Source organism: Priestia sp. 3CA3 (assembly GCF_056836725.1).
On record NZ_JBXENJ010000009.1, the window covers coordinates 1 to 18,994 of the forward strand.

At 37.9% G+C, this 18,994-nt stretch carries 14 protein-coding genes; 2 read left to right on the forward strand and 12 right to left on the reverse strand.

Annotated elements, in window-relative coordinates; all coding sequences use genetic code 11:
- Positions 1 to 310 precede the first annotated feature (310 nt).
- From AC1VNJ_RS21370 to AC1VNJ_RS21385, 4 genes are all read right to left on the reverse strand, one after another.
- Entirely contained in the window at positions 311 to 1,087 is a 777-nt protein-coding gene (locus AC1VNJ_RS21370) for an enoyl-CoA hydratase-related protein (RefSeq protein WP_047751671.1), read from the reverse strand.
- Positions 1,088 to 1,122: 35 nt separating this feature from the next.
- Positions 1,123 to 2,655 carry a fatty acid--CoA ligase family protein gene (locus AC1VNJ_RS21375; protein ID WP_482641277.1) on the reverse strand — a complete coding sequence of 511 codons (1,533 nt, stop codon included), beginning with the start codon at positions 2,653 to 2,655 and terminating at the stop codon, positions 1,123 to 1,125.
- Between the two features lie 169 nt (positions 2,656 to 2,824).
- Positions 2,825 to 3,814: a lipoate--protein ligase gene (lplA, locus tag AC1VNJ_RS21380; protein WP_034267956.1), complete on the reverse strand. Its 990-nt coding sequence runs from the start codon at positions 3,812 to 3,814 to the stop codon at positions 2,825 to 2,827.
- 15 nt (positions 3,815 to 3,829) lie between these two features.
- Positions 3,830 to 4,561, reverse strand: coding sequence for an MBL fold metallo-hydrolase (locus AC1VNJ_RS21385; RefSeq protein WP_034267959.1), 732 nt, complete (start codon positions 4,559 to 4,561; stop codon positions 3,830 to 3,832).
- A 228-nt stretch (positions 4,562 to 4,789) separates the two neighbouring features.
- Between AC1VNJ_RS21385 and yhfH the strand changes: the two genes are divergently transcribed.
- Positions 4,790 to 4,921 carry a protein YhfH gene (yhfH, locus tag AC1VNJ_RS21390; protein ID WP_013055337.1) on the forward strand — a complete coding sequence of 44 codons (132 nt, stop codon included), beginning with the start codon at positions 4,790 to 4,792 and terminating at the stop codon, positions 4,919 to 4,921.
- A 39-nt stretch (positions 4,922 to 4,960) separates the two neighbouring features.
- Here yhfH and AC1VNJ_RS21395 read toward each other — a convergent pair whose 3' ends face one another.
- From AC1VNJ_RS21395 to AC1VNJ_RS21405, 3 genes are all read right to left on the reverse strand, one after another.
- The gene (locus AC1VNJ_RS21395; RefSeq protein ID WP_047751673.1) at positions 4,961 to 6,544 is read right to left on the reverse strand and encodes a response regulator; all 1,584 of its coding nucleotides are present in this window, start codon (positions 6,542 to 6,544) and stop codon (positions 4,961 to 4,963) included.
- Positions 6,522 to 8,342: a cache domain-containing sensor histidine kinase gene (locus AC1VNJ_RS21400; RefSeq protein WP_098112857.1), complete on the reverse strand. Its 1,821-nt coding sequence runs from the start codon at positions 8,340 to 8,342 to the stop codon at positions 6,522 to 6,524. The genes AC1VNJ_RS21395 and AC1VNJ_RS21400 overlap by 23 nt, the downstream gene beginning before the upstream one ends.
- 150 nt (positions 8,343 to 8,492) lie before the next feature.
- On the reverse strand, positions 8,493 to 9,782 hold the full coding sequence (locus AC1VNJ_RS21405; RefSeq protein WP_013081692.1) for an ABC transporter substrate-binding protein: 1,290 nt from the start codon (positions 9,780 to 9,782) through the stop codon (positions 8,493 to 8,495).
- Between the two features lie 281 nt (positions 9,783 to 10,063).
- Between AC1VNJ_RS21405 and AC1VNJ_RS21410 the strand changes: the two genes are divergently transcribed.
- A complete protein-coding gene (locus tag AC1VNJ_RS21410) occupies positions 10,064 to 12,235 on the forward strand; it encodes a peptidoglycan D,D-transpeptidase FtsI family protein (RefSeq protein WP_028412541.1) in 2,172 nt (723 codons plus the stop codon).
- Positions 12,236 to 12,288: 53 nt separating this feature from the next.
- Here the strand turns inward: AC1VNJ_RS21410 and AC1VNJ_RS21415 are convergent, their stop codons facing one another.
- The 5 genes from AC1VNJ_RS21415 to AC1VNJ_RS21435 all read right to left on the reverse strand — a co-directional run bounded on the left by AC1VNJ_RS21415 (position 12,289) and on the right by AC1VNJ_RS21435 (position 18,979).
- A complete protein-coding gene (locus tag AC1VNJ_RS21415; RefSeq protein ID WP_028412542.1) occupies positions 12,289 to 12,858 on the reverse strand; it encodes a TetR/AcrR family transcriptional regulator in 570 nt (189 codons plus the stop codon).
- A 162-nt stretch (positions 12,859 to 13,020) separates the two neighbouring features.
- Positions 13,021 to 14,442, reverse strand: coding sequence for a protoporphyrinogen oxidase (gene hemY / locus AC1VNJ_RS21420; protein WP_311265338.1), 1,422 nt, complete (start codon positions 14,440 to 14,442; stop codon positions 13,021 to 13,023).
- A gap of 137 nt (positions 14,443 to 14,579) precedes the next feature.
- Positions 14,580 to 15,512: a ferrochelatase gene (gene hemH, locus AC1VNJ_RS21425; RefSeq protein WP_028412544.1), complete on the reverse strand. Its 933-nt coding sequence runs from the start codon at positions 15,510 to 15,512 to the stop codon at positions 14,580 to 14,582.
- Between the two features lie 97 nt (positions 15,513 to 15,609).
- Positions 15,610 to 16,653, reverse strand: coding sequence for a uroporphyrinogen decarboxylase (gene hemE, locus AC1VNJ_RS21430; protein WP_013055329.1), 1,044 nt, complete (start codon positions 16,651 to 16,653; stop codon positions 15,610 to 15,612).
- Positions 16,654 to 16,849: 196 nt separating this feature from the next.
- Positions 16,850 to 18,979, reverse strand: coding sequence for a transglycosylase domain-containing protein (locus AC1VNJ_RS21435; RefSeq protein WP_033580640.1), 2,130 nt, complete (start codon positions 18,977 to 18,979; stop codon positions 16,850 to 16,852).
- Between the last annotated feature and the right edge of the window lie 15 nt (positions 18,980 to 18,994).

The window sequence follows — 18,994 nt, forward strand, 5'->3', positions numbered from 1 at the left end:
CTTATCAAGTTACCGACGTAATGTCAACAACTTTTTAAAATTCTTTTTTCAGCTTCGTTGTTACTGTTATGTCTCAACGACGCTTTATAATAATAAAATATATCTTTATTAAAGTCAACATTTTTTAACAAAAAAATTCGAAATCATTACTTTTTGATTCAGATGGCTGTTTTATCTAGATCATATCATCATATTATAGGCAAAAGCTAGGTTTAAACTTTGCCTTCTCTATTCTTGAACCCTTTACTTTTTTCAATTTCTTCATTATACGAAGAAATTAAAAAAGAGCTGTCCATTAGACAGCCCCTTCTTATTTCCCTTTAAAACTAGGTCTTCTCTTCTCAGCAAATGCTTGAAGCGCCTCTAGACGATCTTCTGTCGGAATCGTTAACTCATATGCTTTTCGTTCAATTTGCAAACCAGTCTGCAAATCGGCCTTCATTCCTTCTTTGATAGCAAATTTTGCTTGCTGAAGTGCAATTGGCCCATTTTTTAATAAAAGCGAGATAAAAATATCTATTGTTTCTTCTATTTGATATCCAGGAGCTACCTTCGTTACTAGACCACATTCTTTTGCTTCTGATGCCGTGAGGCGCTGAGCTGTTAAAATTAGTTCCATTGCTTTTGCTTCACCAACTAGGCGAGGGAGACGCTGTGTTCCTCCTGCGCCTGGTATAATCGCTAAGCTTGTTTCCGTTAAACCCATAAGCGCTTCTGTTGAAGCGATCCGGAAATCACATGCTAAAGCCAGCTCCATTCCTCCTCCAAATGCATATCCGTTGATGATTGCTATCGTTGGCTGAGGAAGCTGCTCTATCTTAGAAAACACTTCTCCTATTTTGTAAATATTGCGCTTTACCTCTTGATCAGAGAGGGTTTTACGTTCTTTTAAATCCGCACCTACACTAAAAGATTTTTCACCTGCCCCTTTAAACGTCACAACGCGAATATCTTTTTGAATACGAATTCCTTCAATTACTTCTTCCAATTCTTTAAGCATATCGTAATTAAAAGCATTCATCGCTTCCGGACGGTTCAGTATCACATGGGCGACGTGTCCCTTTATTTCATAAGAAATAGATGACATTCTTTTACCACCTCCAAATTGGAATCGCTTTCATTTTATCGCTCCTGAGATACCTGTTGCTTCAGTGCACGCCTTAAAATTTTTCCCGTTGTATTTTTAGGAAGTTCTTTTAAAAATTCAATTTCACTTGGCACTTTATATTTAGCAAGGTGCTCTTTGCAGTAGGCAATAAGCTTCTCTTCCGTTATCTCTTGATTATTGCAAACCACGTAACACTTCACACATTCACCTAAAGAAGGATCAGGAACTCCGATAACAGCCACTTCTACAATATCCCGATGCGCATATAGCACTTCTTCTACTTCGCGAGGATAAACATTATATCCTCCTACAATAATTAAATCTTTTTTACGGTCAACGATATAAAAATAACCTTCCTTATCCATTCTTGCTAAGTCACCTGTATACAGCCAACCATCTCGGAGAGCATATTCCGTATCTTCAGGAAGCTTATAATACCCTTTCATCACATTAGGGCCTTTGACGATAAGTTCGCCAACTTGTCCTACTTCTACTTCTTTTCCTAGTTCATTTACCACTTTATTTTCAACATTCATAATAGATGTGCCTATAGAACCTGCTTTTCTCTCTCGATCAATCGGATTGAAACATGTCACAGGAGAAGCCTCAGATAATCCATAGCCTTCTGCTACCATGACCCCAAACTTACGTTCAAAATGGGTTAGAAGTGCCACCGGCATTGATGCCCCGCCTGATATACAAAGCCTTACCGTGTGAAAGTGCTCTTTTTTCCCTTTGTCATGCTGAAGTAAAAAATTATACATTGTCGGAACACCAGCAAAAATAGTCGCTTGTCGATTTTGAATTAATTCAAATATAGAAGATGGACTGAATTTTGGTTCAATTAATATCGTTCCTCCATTCATTAAAGGCGCATTCAATGAAACAGTTAAACAAAATACGTGAAACATCGGCAAAGCAGCTACGACTCGGTCATTCTCATTTATACTTAAATAATCTGCTACGTCTTGAGCGTTTGAATAAATATTCTTATGCGTAAGCATAGCTCCTTTTGGTTTTCCAGTCGTTCCTGACGTATACAGAATGATGGCCACATCTTCTTCTTTTAACTCGAGAAAATCATATGTAGCTTCCCCTCTGTTTACAACTTGCGAAAACGTGTGAAAATAAGAAGGTATACTTTCCACTGTATCTGTCATTTCACATAAGATAACGTGTTCCAAAAATGGAGTGTGTCCAATGATTTTTTTTAAAACAGGGAGAAGTAAATCAACCGCAATAACTGCTTTTACATCTCCATCCTGAAGCATGTAGCTAATTTCATCCGCTGTGTAAATAGGATTAATGGGTATAACAGTAGCTCCTACTCGAAGAGCACCGTACAATCCAATAACAAAATGAGGCGAGTTGCCGACAATTAAAGCGATATGATCTCCTTTTTTTACACCTAATTGCTTCAGACCATTAGCAAACTTAGATACCGATGCATCAAGATCTGCATAAGATGTTTCCTGATCCATAAAAACATATGCCGATTTTTGCGGAAATTGCTCAGCTGTTTTATGAAGCTGTGCTGACAAATTCATCTCATAACTTCCTCCTTTTAATAACGAATGAATGAACAACCATTCATTATTAAGTCATAATAATGGAAAAATTCTTACTTCTTCTATTCTATTATAATGTTACTGCTGTTCTATTGACAAGACTCATCTGTTTAAAAAGAAAAAAAGCCTGATGTGGCAGACTTTTTTCTTAATAGATTAATTCAACAAACTCTTCTTTTGTAATATTACCAAAATAATGTGGAATATCGATGTCCTCTAAGGCTTGTTCAATAGAAGCTTTTTCATAACGAACACCTGTTAATTTCCCCTGTACTTCCTCGACATCTCCCACTCCAAAGAAATCTCCATAGATGGTGCAAGCATCGATTTTCCCTTTATTCACTTCCAAACGAACGTCAATTTGTCCCACAGGAAAGCGGTGAGAGTGCTGTAAGTTAAATTTAGGTGATTTTCCATAGTTCCAATCCCATGACTGATAGCGCTCTTTAGAAATTTGATGAATCGTTTCCCAATCTTTTTCCGTTAGTTTATATTCTGTTATATTTTCTTCTCCCTCAAAGATATACCGAAGCAGCATTTCTCTAAATTCTTCCACCGTTACTTTCTGTTCTAAAAATTCACTGATATTCGCTACTCTATTTCGAATAGACTTAATGCCTTTGGATTCAATTTTATCTTTTTTTACTTTTAACGCTGATACCACGTTTTCAATCTCTGAATCAAAAAGAAGAGTTCCATGGCTGAACATTCTTCCTTTCGTCGAAAACTGAGCATTTCCAGAAATTTTACGTCCTTCCGCCATTAAATCATTTCGTCCGCTTAACTCAGCATTGACTCCTAATTTCTTTAACGCTTCCACGACTGGCTCGGTAAACTTTTTAAAATTATGAAAGCTATTTCCATCGTCTTTCGTAATAAAGCTGAAGTTTAAATTTCCTTTATCATGATAAACGGCACCGCCTCCAGATAGACGTCTCACTACATGAATATGCTGATCTTCAACATATTTTGTATTAATCTCCTCAATGGTGTTCTGGTTTTTTCCAATAATAATAGAAGGTTCATTAATATAAAACAGCAGATATGTCTCATTAATATCTAGATGCTTGAGCGCATATTCTTCAATTGCTAAGTTAATTCGGGGATCATAATTTTTTTGATTATCAATAAATAACATTCATTTTCCTCCTTGTTATTCCCATACGTATCCTGATTCAGCTAACGTAAGCGTACCTTGATAATGAGCAGCAGCTTCCTCTACTAGCTGTTGGTGTTCTCCGTAGTGTGGAAGGTGAGTAAGCATGAGTTGTTTGACACTTGCTTTAGAAGCAAGTGTACCGGCTTCTGTACTTGTCATGTGTCCAGCACCGCTTCCATCTTGGCTAGCATAAAAGTTACATTCACAAATAAGAAGGTCTGCATTTTCTGAGAAAGAAACAAATTCTTCTAAATAGCTCGAGTCCGCTGTGTACACGACGGTTTGATTGCCAGCACTTATTTTCATGGCATAACAAACGACTGGATGTTTCGTTTTCATAAATTCGATTGTAAAAGGCCCAACGTCAAGTTTTTGACTCGGATCGTACTCTACTCCTTTGGTAATTCCTTTATGAGTAAGTTTGTTGAAGCTTTCCTGATCATATGTATGTCCGTAAATAGAAAGTTCCTTAACAGCGTTCCCTAGATGAGTCTGAATGAGGCGAGCATATTGAAATACTCCGACATCAGCCACGTGGTCATGATGGTAATGAGATAAAATCATCGCATCTATTTCTTCTGGTTTTGCATATTTTTGCAGCTGAGCCAATGCACCGCTTCCACAATCAACAAGCAGCTGAAATCCATCGTGCTCAACTAAATAGCTAGAAGTAGCTTCTGAAACAGCAGGATATCCTCCCCAAAAACCAATAACAGTTACTTTCATTTCAATCACCCTTTCGTACTATTTTTATTACGTTCAGTATACCCTACTTTTTTTTGAAAACTAACTGAAAGATACTCGTTTTGCCTATTTTATCGAAATAACTCATTGTTATATAACAAATAACCACTTAGAATAGCAAAATAGGCTAAATTGTTATAAAACATAATTGACATTTCAACATCTGTTATAATACAATGTTAGTAACAAAAAACAACGGAGGGGATTTAAATGTTAGAAAAAATGACTGAATTTTTCAAAAGATTACCCAATAAAAAGTGCGTAGAATGCGGAAACGACATCGAGGAACAGCATGAGTGCTATGGAAACAAATGCGATCACTGCCTAGATATCATGAAATAAAAAAAGCTGAAACTGTTTTATAACAGTTTCAGCTTTTTTTTATACGGTCAAACTGCGATACTCGTTTGGCGTAATGCCTTCTACTTTTTTAAACACTTTTCGAAAGTATTTATCATCATGATATCCAATCATATTCGCAATTTCATAGATTTTTAGTTCTTCATTTAGTAAAAGTGATTTGGCTTTATTCATTCTGACTTTCACCATATAATCTGAAATATTTTCTTGAAATTCTTGCTTAAACTTTCTCGAAATGTATTCACGGCTTAAATAGAAACGTTCCGATATTTCTTGAAGCTTCACATCTCGATGAAAATTTTGCTGCAAAAATTGTTCGATCTCATAAATAACGTCGCGATTGTTTTGCTTGCTATACCTTTTTATTACTTTTAAAAAACGCTTTACTTCACGCTTTTTTCTCTCTACATACTTTGCTAGCTGAAACTGCCCATCTTGGTTATAGAAAAAAGAAAGAACATATTCAGGACCATTACTTATCGTATAAGGAATGTGATATCTTTTTAACCAATGCTGGCTTAACAGCTGATATTCCTGCTCAAAATGCAGAATTTGCTTTAATGATAGATAATTTTGTGCTTCAAAAGCTGTGATAATTTCGTTGAATACCGGCAAAAAAGCTTCAAACTTCCCTACTTGCAGCGCCTCTTCAATTTTACTGTTATAATCCATCATATTTATTAATAAAGCACTTGCTAAAACGTCTTGCTCGCCGTAGACCTTCACTTTATTTTGATCAAGAACATTGCTTAATAAAAGCGAATTTTTCGCATGTTCATAGGATTTCATTAGCTGATCAATAGAAGAGACTTTGCATCCTCTTGCAATCCGACAGCTCACGTCTAACGTACGGCGAATTGCTGTATGTAAAGTCGTCAGCAAAGAGGTTATGCGTTCAAAATCATTCCAAAATATAATGATAATTTCCCACTTATTTGATAAATAACGGAAGGCTACCCCATTTTCTTCTGCCATCAGCATTTCATTGATTACATTTAAAATTGAAAAATAGGCTAAATCCCGGTCACCGCCAAAAGAACGAATAATGGATTCATCTACACGTACAATCCCCACTTCATATTCTCTAGTCAGATGGAAACCAAACTCTTCATAGATTGATTGATTTAGCAAATAATTGTTCATTAACTGCGTTAGTTTTCGATCTCGATAAATCGGCTTCATTTCATTGATTAAACGATAGCTGCTATTATGGACTTTTCTGGACTCTTCTTCTTTCTTCCATTGAGTTACAGCTCGTACAAGCGTATCGTTTAAAATCGAAGGATCCACTGGCTTTAGAATATAATCCGTACTTCCAAAATGAATAGCTTTACGCATATAGTGGTAGTCATCATACCCTGTTACCACAATCGTTTTGCTAGAAGGTGAATTCTCTTTAATCCACTCCAACAAAGCAATTCCATCGATATTAGGCATCTTCATATCAGTAAAAATGATTTCCGGTCCGTGATCCTCAATAAGCGCAATCGCTTGCTCACCGCTATCAGCTTCTATCACATCTGTAATTTCATGCTCTTCCCACTGTCCAAGCAGCTTTATTCCTTCTCTTACATGCTCTTCATCATCCACGATTAATACTTTCATCACTATCCCTCTTTTCTTCAATTGTTGTTAGCTTTATGACAACGGTAAAATCGTGATTTTCTTGACTGCTAATTTGCATTGAAGCATGATCTCCATAGTAGATGCGAAGTCGTTCATAAATATTTTGCAACCCAATATGCTCATCTGTTTGATTATACGATTGCTGAAGTCTCGCTTTTAATTGATTCAACTCTTTCTCTCCTATCCCTTTTCCGTTATCAGAAACAGTTAGAATCAGTTCTTCTCCGTTTAACTTCGCTGAAATCAACAGCTTTCCGCTTCCTGTGCGGGTTTCGAATCCATGCTTAAAAGAATTCTCAACAAGAGGCTGCAAGATCATTTTCGGTATTCGCATAAGCTCTGCCTCTTTTTCGATATTTAACTCATACTCAAACTTTGAACCAAACCGCTGCTTCTGTAGACTCAAGAAAGCTTTTACGTGATCGACTTCTTGCTTTAAGCTAACGATATCCTCTTTCATATTCATGCTGTAACGCATAATGTGAGAAAGTGAGGTTAATAAAGAATATACTTCAACTGCTTTATGCTTAAGGGCAAGAGTTCCAATCGATTGAAATGCGTTGTATAAAAAATGCGGATTAATTTGTGACTGCAACACTTTTAGCTGCGTTGATTTATTTTCTAACTCCAATCGGAATTTACGTTCAATTAAGTCATTAATTGTTTCTACCATAGAGGTAAAGTGCCTTCCTAAAACACCAAATTCATCGTTTCCAAGCGATTTAAACCGGACTTCAAATGATCCTTTTTCCACTTCTTTCATATTGCGAATTAATACGTTAATCGGCTGTGTAAAACGGACCGATATAAAAAGCGTAGCGATAACGAGCATACACAAAAATGGCAGGCCAATTAATACATTCATAAGTGCTGTCTTTCTTGCATCTTCATATAAAACACTGTAAGGAATTCGCTTCACAATGTATAAGTCCTCAAAAGGCTGTTTAAGCTTTTCATACATTAATACGCCTGAGAAGCTTTTATCTTCCCATTCCATGCTGTGATCCTCTTGAGACGTAAGCGCCTTTAGCCACGGGTAGTTTTCGTTTTTTCCAATAACCTTTGAATCCGAAGAATACAAAACCTTCCCTTTATTGTTCATTAAATAAAAATCTTCTGACTCTTCATTATATAAGCGCTGCGATATAGATTGAATTTGTGTCATGTTAATGTCTAAAGATAGATAAGCTAACAACTTGTCTGATGGAATTTCATCAATCCGCTGATGAAAGCTAATAACTTGATTCGGCAGTGAGTCAATTAACGTTGATAAATTATTGTAGCTATAAATTTCATGGGTAGGCTCAATGGCAAGAAATTTATGATGTTTATTTAAATAAGAATAGTAAGGCTGAGTGTAAATATCATCGTACTTCCCTCTGCTGCTCACTTTCGAATTATAAGCTGTATACGAGTCATGCCCGTTCTCAATATAAAGATGGAGCTGTTCAATCTCTGGACGAGTATTATATAAATAAAGAAGAGTGCGTGATATTTCCAGTTGATTGGCTCCTAAGTCACTTGATACGCCTTCATCTAACACTTTAATAAATGGGTGGTAGCCGTACAGCCTTTTTGTAATATTAGCAATTTCATTTAAGTAATCACTCAAATCATTGCTTCCATTTTTAATAACTTGATAGTTGGTAGAAATAAATCGATTCTTAACCGTTTCTTTTGTGTATTGATACGTAAAAATCGTTGAAATTAAAAAGGGAATAACGGTTGCGAATAAGAAAAACAAAATTAATTTCTTGCGTATGCTCCAGCCTTTCACAACTAACCTCCTTTGACTAATGTCATACATTATGACTATTATTATACATTAAAAGCGCTTTCAATTAACTATTATTTTTTCATAACTATGAATCTAACCAGCTATTTTTTTCACACCAAAAAGTCCGCGTTTTCCACGCGGACTTTTTGGTTATTTTTTCATTTTTGCCCAAATTGTATCTAATTTCTTCATAAACTCTTCTTCCGTCATTTGTTTGCCTGCGTAAGACTGCATTGCTGCGCCTACTTCTTGAACCGTTCCTTCTGGATACTTAAACCAGTTCCAAGATAATGTTTTGCCTTCTTCAGAGTATTTTAAGATATCATCAGATAAAGAATCGATTCCTTTTCCATCGATGTTTTTGAACGCTGGAATGAACTTGAACTTTTCAACTAAGAATTTTTGACCTTCTTTAGAAGAAACCATCCAATTTAAGAATTCCTTCGCTGCTTTTTTATCTGCATCTGGTGCATTTTTGTTCACTACCCAGTTATTTGGAACTCCGATTGCTAATTTATCATTTTTCTTCGCATCGTTGCTGATCGGCATTGGGATAAAGCCCATTTTCATGTCCGGATTGATTTTCGTGATCATATTTACCGTCCAGTTACCTTGTTGCATCATCGCTGTTTCACCAGAAGCAAATTGAGTAACTTGTGTATTGTAATCTGTCGTTAATGGATTTTTATTTCCATACTTTAACGTTAAATCGAACAGATTCATAAATTGCTTAAACGTTTCATTGCCTTCAAATTTTGCTTTTCCTTCGTTTAGACCTTTAATAAACGCATCTGGATCATCTTGCTGCGCCATTGGAATATTAAATAAGTGGTTACCTAGCACCCACCACTCGCCGTATCCGTTAGAAAATGGCGTAATGCCTTTTGCTTTAAGCTTTTTAGAAGCTGCTTCTAATTCCGACAGCGTCTTAGGCAATTCTTTAATGCCTGCTTTTTCAAATAAATCTTTATTATAAATAAAACCATAACCTTCTAAGTTTAGCGGCTGACCATAGATTTTCCCGTCCATTGTCATCGGTTCTTTAGCGATATCATACAGATTATCTACCCACGGCTGATCAGACAAATCTTCTAATTTATCCTTCCACGTTTGCGCTTCTTGGAACCCTCCATTATTAAAGATATCAGGTTCATTTCCAGAGGCAAACTGTGCTTTTAATGCTGCACCATAGTCCGCTCCTCCGCCGACTGTTTGGATGTTAAACTTTACGTTTGGATGTTCTTTTGTATATTCATCCGTTAATTCTTTCAGCTGATCTGCAATTTCCACTTTGAACTGGAACATATCAATAACAACTTGATCACCTGAGCCTGTTGATTTACTTGCTTTTGAATCCGTACCTGAGTTTGAACATGCTGTCGCAAATAAAAGTGATGTTGCTAACACGCCAGACATTATTGAAAGCCTTTTCATTTTCATTCGTTTTGCCCCCCTTGATATCTATCTCTCTTTATTTTACCGATTCTAGGACATTTGAACAGGTAACAATATTGAACAACCGAGTGGAAAATATTGAACACCCCCCTTCAGCACCCTTCGACAGGTCTTTCTTCTTCCGCAAAAATTTCTATAAAATTTTTATCTGTTTTATTCCACCTAATAACATTTATAGACAAAATTATGTTAATATGTAGAGTGATAGATTCATAAGAAAATTTATGAATTTTTTTAACTTGTATAAACAAAGTGAAGGGGTTTACATGAAAACTAAAAAGCGCAAAAAAACACATGTCTCATTTCGAATTAACTGGCTGTTTATTGTGGTTTTCCTGCTTTTTTCTGCACTCATTTTACGATTAGGCTTCGTACAGATTGTGTACGGAGAGAACTATAAACGAGAAGTTGAAAAAACAGAAGATGAAACGGTAGATTCACCGGTTCCTCGCGGAAAGATGCTAGACCGCTATGACCGCGTTATCGTGGATAATAAACCGTTGAACGCTGTCACGTACACGCGTTTGAAGGGCGTCACTCAAGAAGACAAGCTAAAAGTAGCTAAAAAGCTTGCCACTCTTATTGATGTTCCTGTTACAACAGACGTGTTTGGCAAATCGGATAAAAAGAAAGATAAAAATACGATTAAGCTAACAGAACGCGACTTAAAAGATTATTGGATTGCAACTCATCCAAAAGCAGCAGCGAAAAAAATTACCGCAGCAGATAAGCAAAAAGTAAAAGAAGGTCAGCTTTCTGAAGATGATTTGTATCCTCTTCAGCTGAAGCGCATCACCAAAAACGAACTTTTATCGGTGAAAGATGACCTTGAAGTGATTGCTATTAAAAGCAAGATGGAAGGCGGCTACGCGTTAACCGCTCAAATTATTAAAAGCGGCTTAACAGATAAAGAGCTTGCCGTTATTAGTGAACAATTAGGGAACTTGCCAGGCGTTGATACAACAACTTACTGGGACCGTATGTATACATACGATGGCTTACTTAGCACGCTGCTTGGTAAAATCACATCGGCAGATGAAGGATTGCCAAGCGAAAACTTACAGTACTACTTGTCCCACGGCTACAGCCGTAACGATAGAGTAGGAAAAAGTTATTTAGAAAAACAGTATGAAGACGTTCTTCGCGGTCAAAAAGCTCGCGTGCAAAACATAACGGACCGCTCTGGCAACTTAGTTAGCCAAGAGACCGTTACAGAAGGTCAGCGCGGCAGTGACTTGATTTTAACAATTGATATGGAACTTCAAAAACAAGTTGAAGATATTTTAACAAAAGCTGTGACATCTGGAGCAGCTGGTTCACGATTAATGGATCGCGCGTTTGCTATTATGATGGACCCTCACACGGGAGACATTTTAGCAATGGGTGGAAAACAGCTCGTTACAGATAAAAAGACGGGAGCACGAAAAGTACAAGATTTTGCTCTTGGTAACATGACAACTTCTTATGAAGTGGGTTCAGCTGTAAAAGGAGCTACTGTTCTTGCAGGTCTTGATTCAGGCGCTATTCAGCCTGGAACGGTGTTTTATGATGCACCGATGACATTTGCTGGAGGCACTAAGAAAAAGTCCTCACATAATATGGGAGCTACTGGAATCGAAAAAGCTCTAGAACAATCATCAAACGTATTTATGTACCGCACGGTTATGAGCATGGCTGGTGAAACGTACCGCCCTGGCGGCAGACTGAACATTCCACCGTCTATCTTTAATAAGCTGCGCTCATACTATAGCCAGTTTGGTCTTGGAATTTCAACGGGAATTGAATTAGAAAACGAATCAACCGGTATTCGTAACAGCGTCACAAATGAACCAGGTAAAGCACTAGATTTTGGTATTGGACAGTATGATACGTACACACCTCTTCAGCTTGTTCAATACATTTCAACAATTGCTAACGGTGGCTATCGTATGAAACCCCACCTAGTAAAAGAAATTCGTGAGCCTGAGCTTGATAGTGAACTAAAAGGGAGCGTACAAAGCTCGTTTGAGCCGGAAGTATTAAACCGTATTACAATGAGTCAGTCGGAAATTGACATTGTTAAGCAGGGCTTCCGCCGCGTAGTTACTAGCTCACATGGTACAGGGCGTTTACTTAATACAGGAAAATACAGTCAGTATAATATCGCTGGTAAATCTGGTACAGCTGAAACATTTAACAAAGGCGTAAGCGTCCGTAACTCTACATTCGTTTCATACGCACCTTATGATAATCCCGAAGTAGCCGTAGCGGTCGTAATCCCTTCTGCTTATGTAGCAGGTACATCTAATACGTTAAGTAAAACTATTACAGGCGATTCTATTAAAGCTTACTTCGATCTTAAAAAAGAAGGCGAAAAAGAAGTAGAGCAAAAAGAAGAAGATGCAAAAACAGGAAATACAGAATTAAACGGCGTAAAAAAAGATGATAATGAACAATAAAAAAAGGTCTCGTCATGAGACCTTTTTTGTTTTTTCTATGAAAAAAGCCCATCTCACTGAGACAGACCGCGTAAAAAGTATAGTTCAATTAATTCAGCAATTTTTTCTTCTGAAAGCGGCTCATGCCGTTTTTCCCAATCATAGACGAGTGCAATGTACATTTTAAATAGTAAAAAAGCTGTGAGCTCCGGATTGCACGGTTTGATTTCTTTTTTAGAAATCGCAATTTCGATTTTGTTTTTTATATAAGTCAAAATCTCTTCTTCTACTCGCACCAGCACTTCTTGCACTGCTGTAGTGCCTAACTGCTGTTCCTGTACCAGCTTCAGCATGAGCTGATGCTCAGTGCGGAATTCTAAGATTCGAAAAATGGCTGCTTGGGCATTTTCAAAAAAAGGACGGCTGCTGTCAATGACAGTTTCAGCTGCATCTGTCATTTCTCGAATCATTCGTGTCACAATTTCATCGAATAACTCTTCTTTGTTTTTAAAAAAAGTATAAATCGTTCCTTTTCCGACATTTGCAAGCTTCGCCACTTGCTCCATAGTCGTTGCTTTATATCCAAACAGCGCAAATGATTTTGACGCTGCATCAACAACTGATTGCTTTCGGTCTATCGCCACGTTATCCCCTTCTTTCTGACCAAATGAATATTTCAGTCAACAAGTACGGTTTTACTATAGCATAAGTTTCTTTTGCTTTTCAACCACAATCTCTTCTCTTAGTATAACCTTTCTCTACGGGTAGTAGACAAAAAAGCGGAGCATTGATTCACCGCTCCACTTCTACAGTTGCTGCACATATTTAACCGCTTTTTTAGCCACATCTTCTCCTTGCTCTACACATTCTGGTATACCCAGACCTTCGTATGAACTTCCCGCTACATAAAGACCGGCAAGCTCTTTTTCAAGCTGTTCGTTCATTGTATCTAGCATATCGTGATGTCCGACCGTATACTGAGGCATTGACTGCTTCCATCTCGTTACCGCGTAAAATTCAGGCTCAGCAGAAATGGTAATGAGCTTCTTCAAATCCTCCAGGACAATTTTAAAAATTTCATCGTCAGGCTGATCCACCACAGCTTCATCCCCGGTTCGTCCAACTAAACATCTTAGCAGCACTTTTCCTTCCGGAACTGCATGCGGCCACTTTTTATTTAGCCACGTGCATGCCGTAATCGTGTAATCGCTATTTCTGGAAACGGCGATGTTCATTGCATCTAGATTGTCTTGCAGCGCTTCTTGTGCAAAGGCTATCACAACAGTAGCTACTGAAGTGGAAGGCATATGCTTTAACGGTTCGAATATTTTATATTCCGAGAGCATAGACTGAGCAGCTGCATGAGGGGAAGTTACAATAACGCTGTCTGCTTTTATTACTTTCCCGCTATTTAAGGATAATTCATATGTGGTATCTTCTTTATAAATTTTCTCTACCTTTATTCCTTTTGTAATAATATCAGGATCTATTGCTTTTTCTACCCCATCTACTAGCGATTGAAGACCTTCTTTTAATGTTAAAAAGACGCTATTTTTTTTAAACTCCGAATCATCACCGTGCTGTGGGTGAATTTCTTTTAGCTTTTTCATTCCAACAATTAAGCTTCTGTACTTATGTTCAGCATGCAAAAACTGTGGAAATGTTGATCTTAAACTCAAACGATCAACGTCTCCTGCGTAAATTCCTGATAATAGAGGCTCAATTAAATTTTCAACAACTTCATCACCAAACCGTCTTCTAAAAAATACGCCTAGCGAACGGTCATCCTGATTTTTTGTCTTCGGTATAAAAAAATCAGCTGCTGCGCGCAGCTTGCCAACAGGCGAAAATAGCCCTGTTGTGATAAAAGGAGATAACTTGGTTGGTATCCCCATTACAGCACCATCAGGCAGCGCATGCGGCGTATCTTTTACTAGAATATAGGATTTTCCCTTTTCATTTCCGACTAGCTCCCGATCTAGCCCCACTTCTTTTGCCAGTTTTGTAGCAGCTAGCTTACGCGCTAAAAATGAATCAGGACCTTTTTCAAATAAATAACCGTCTCGTTTGACCGTTTGAATTTTCCCGCCAAGCCGATGCGTCGCTTCTATTAGTTGAAGATCAATAGGCAGCTGATGATCCTTTATTTTTTTTTGCAAATAATAGGCAGCTGAAAGACCTGTTATTCCTCCACCGATGATGACAACCTTTTTTCGTCTATCCGTCATGTTATCATCGCCTTTTCTGTAAAATTCAATATAAAGAGAAGCGATTATGGAAACCCATAGCTCGCTTCTTACTTTTCTTTATATTGATTATAAGTTACTTTTCGTCCCTGTTCAACGTACAAAGAATCTATATTGACTTAACGGGCAATTCGTTTTAACACAACTGTAGCTAACCCATCGATAAATTCAGGCTGTGCATTCGGCATTTCAGGACGGTAATAATCAGCCCCAATTTCATCTGTTACCACTTTGCATTCGTAGTCGTTATCATAAAGTACTTCTAAGTGATCCGCGATAAATCCAACCGGGGTATAGACGAACGACGTATAGCCTTTTTCTTCATGCAGTTCTCTTGTTAAATCTTGGACATCAGGACCTATCCATGGCTCAGGCGTATTTCCAGCACTTTGCCAGCCAATTTCGTAATGTTCAATACCAGCTGCTTGTGCAATTAAATCCGCTGTTTCTTGAAGCTGATTTGGATATGGATCTCCTGCTGCAATAATTTTTTCTGGCAAGCTATGCGCAGAAACAATCAATACGGCTTTTTGGCGTTTCTCTTCGTCTATTAAATCAAACGTTTGTTTAACACGTGTAGCCCAGTACTGAATGAACTTTGGCTCACTGTACCAGCTTTCTACGGAATGAATGATTGGTCCTCCTAATTTTTCAGCTGTTTCTTTGGCGCGTCCATTATAAGATTTTACGCTAAACGTTGAAAAGTGAGGTGCAAGCACAATGCTGACCGCTTCTTTAATTCCGTCTTTATGCATGGCTTCTACTGCATCTTCAACAAACGGTTCAATATGCTTTAAGCCAAGATACGCTTTAAATTCAATTTCATCCTGTACTTCATTCAAGCGCTTTTCTAGACTTTCCATTTGCTGCTGCGTAATTTTTGCAAGAGGTGAAATGCCCCCAATTGCTTCGTAGCGGTTTTGTAAATCTTCCAAGGCTTCCGGTGAAGGTTTACGTCCGCGGCGGATATGTGTATAGTAACGTTCAATATCTTCTTCTTTATATGGTGTTCCATATGCCATTACAAGTAATCCCATTACTTTTTTACTCATGTGTTCGACACCTCTTTGTTAGATTCGATACTTGTCTTCATTTTGCCATGAATAAAAAGAAAAATTCAAAGTTTAGCGCTCCAAATTATTTGACAATTTATTGTCTATTTGCAGAATATTCATGAATAAAGGTTGTTAAACGCTTCAACGTTTCCGGCTGAACCTGTGGAAAGACGCCGTGCCCCAAGTTGAAGATGTAACCAGGACTGGCCATCCCTTTATCTAATATTTCTGTTACACGTTCTTCAATAACTTCCCATGGAGCTAACAAAATAGCAGGATCTAAGTTTCCTTGCAGTGTTTTTGTTAAGCCTAGTGCACGTGCTTCATCCAGCTGCGTTCGCCAATCTAATCCCACTACATCCAGCGGCAGATCATGCCATTCTTTTGCCAAATGACTTGCTCCTACTCCAAACATAATGAGAGGTACATTTTTTTCGCGCAAAGAGGTAAAAATCCGCTCCATAACAGGCTTTATAAAATAACGATAATCCGCTACATTTAAAGCCCCCACCCATGAATCAAAGATTTGAATGGCTTTTGCTCCAGCGTCAATTTGCGCTTTTACATATGTAATCGTCATATCTGCTAACTTATCCATTAGCGCAAACCATGCTTTAGGTTCCGTGTACATAAATGCTTTTGTTTTATTATAGTTTTTTGAAGGTCCTCCTTCAATCATATAGCTTGCTACTGTGAAAGGAGCACCGGCAAAACCAATTAGAGGTACGTTTAACTGTTCTGTTGTTAACAGCTTAATCGTATCTAATACATACGGAACATCTTCTTCCGGGGTAATTTCTCCTAGCTTTTCTACATCGCTTAAAGATTGAATTGGATTAGAAATGACAGGACCAATTCCTGACTTGATTTCAACATCCACTCCAATTGAAGGAAGCGGTGACATTATATCTTTATATAAAATAGCTGCATCCACTCCGTACTGTTCAACGGGCAGGCGTGTTACGTATGCCCCAAGCTCCGGCTGATGAGTGATTTCAAATAGAGAGTACTTCTCTTTTAGCTTTCGGTATTCCGGCTGTGAACGCCCTGCTTGGCGCATATACCAAACCGGAACATGATCCGTTTTTTCCCCTCTACAGGCTTTTAAAAAAGTATCGTTAAACGTTCCTTGACTCATAATTTCCACCTTTCTCGATTGTCTTCCATCCGTATTTTCTTCGATTAGACAGACAATAATCAGCAAAGGAACATACCGGTTCCTCTACTGATTAAAGTTTCACGTTATATTCTCTACTTGTCACTATACCCATTTCTTTACGACTTGTATAGCCACCTGCTAAAAATGTCAAAAAATCGCCCTACTCTTCCTTTTTTTATTGAAAAAGAGCAGGTGTTACTTCGTTGGATTTTTTTCCTTTTTGTTGTGTTTGGGAATTGTAAGGAACTACATAATAAGTAGGACTGTCGAGCAGATTCACACGCTCTTTTTCAAATGCTCCTTTTCCCTTCACTTTGCCAATCAATTCGGCTTTATCCCCTTTTTTCTCATAAACATAATAAACAGCTCTTTTATCAGGTGAAGGTGTCCACGATAAACTTACCGTTAGCAAACCAAATGGATGGAATGTTAATTCTTGTTTTAAGTCTTTAACTTGCTCTAAACGTATTGGTTTTGGCAGATCTTTAACGCCTGCTGGCTTTTGAAATGCAGCTTCGTCGTAACCAGCTCTTGTTAGAATGTCTTTAAATAATAGAGTTGGATAAGAACTTCCCTTTGTTAAATAGTGCTGGTCATTTGTAGAATCATATCCCATCCACACGCTTCCTACAACATCTGGCGTATATCCAACAAACCAAGCATCTCTTGTGGCTCCTTTAACATTCGTATACGAAGTAGACCCTGTTTTTCCTGCTAACTCTCCTTTAAACTCTCCATTTTTTGCCGTTCCTTCTTTAACAACTCCTTGAAGCATTTTTGTCATATACCAAGCCGTCTGTTTTGAAAATGCTTTGTGAGTGTCGGGAACAGCTTTTGCAATCACTTTTCCATCTTGATCTTTTATCTCTTGAATAAAGTACGGTTGGATGTTTTCTCCATTTTCAGCAAATGCCCGGTACGCTCCTGCTAATTGAAGCGGTGTAATTCCTTCTTTTAATCCTCCAAGAGCAATCGCAAGCCCTTTATCTTCTAACGGAATTCCTAGCTTTGTGAGATACTGCTTGCTTGTTTCAACTCCTAGCTGATTCAATGTCCAGACGGCAGCTGCGTTTTTAGAATCTTTTAAGGCATCATACATCGTTACCTTTTTAGCATATTGGCCGTCTACGTTTTTAGGTGTGTATCCCCCGTAGCTTCTAAGCTTGTCTTGCAGCAACGAATAAGGCTTGAATTGACCTTCTTCTAACGCAGGGCCATATACCGCAATAGGTTTCATCGTAGAACCTGGCTGTCTTTTGACATTTACGCGGTTGAGCGATTTTTGTACATAATCTCGGCCTCCCATAACAGATAAAACTCCTCCGCTTTTGTTATCGACTAATACAAAAGCACCTTGGGCACTGTTATCTGTACCTGGAAAATAACGATTTTCTTTCATCAGCTCGTAGGCGGCTTCTTGTACTTTTATATTCATCGGTACTTTGACCGTATAACCTCCTCGCAGAAGCTCATTGCCCGAAATGCTGTATTTCTTCTCTGCTTCTTGGATAACCATATCGATATAGGTTAAATACGCTGGATTTTTAGCCTGCTCCTTTATGTTCAACCCCAGCGTTCTTCCTTGCAAACGGACATTTTTTTCAGCTGATAAATAACCTGCTTTTTGCATGGCATTTAACACAACATTTCTACGTTCTATACTTTTTTCTGGATGTAAAATAGGAGAATAGGAATTCGGTGCTTTTGGCAGTGCAGCGAGAAGTGCACCTTCTTCTACCGTTAATTCGGAGACATCTTTATTGAAGTAAAGCTTGGATGCAGCTTGGATTCCATAGGCTCCGTGTCCAAAGTATATTTGATTCAAATACATTTCAAGCAGTTTTTGCTTACTGTAACGCTGCTCCAAGTTAATGGCCACCACTACTTCTTTTGTTTTTCTAAGCAGCGTTTTATCATTCGATAAAAACACATTTTTAGCCAGCTGCTGTGTTAAAGTACTTCCTCCTTCAACACTTCCCCCAGCCAATATATCTCGGTATAATGCTCGGCCAATAGATTTAAAATCGATTCCGTGGTGTTCATAAAAACGAACATCTTCAATTGAAATAAATGCTTGTTGCACATGCTTTGGAATCTTGTCAATTGAAACTAAGTCCCGATTTTTCACATAGAGCTTTGTTAATTCGTCTCCATTTTCATCGACTAATCTCGTAGCCGAGTCCATGACGATTTTTTTCTCATCAATTACATAGTTTCCAAGAAACAAGATGATAATATATCCAATCAATCCTAATAGAAAAATTCCAACTAAGGCAGCAATTGCGTATAAGCCTTTTTTGTACATCGTGCCACCCCTTTT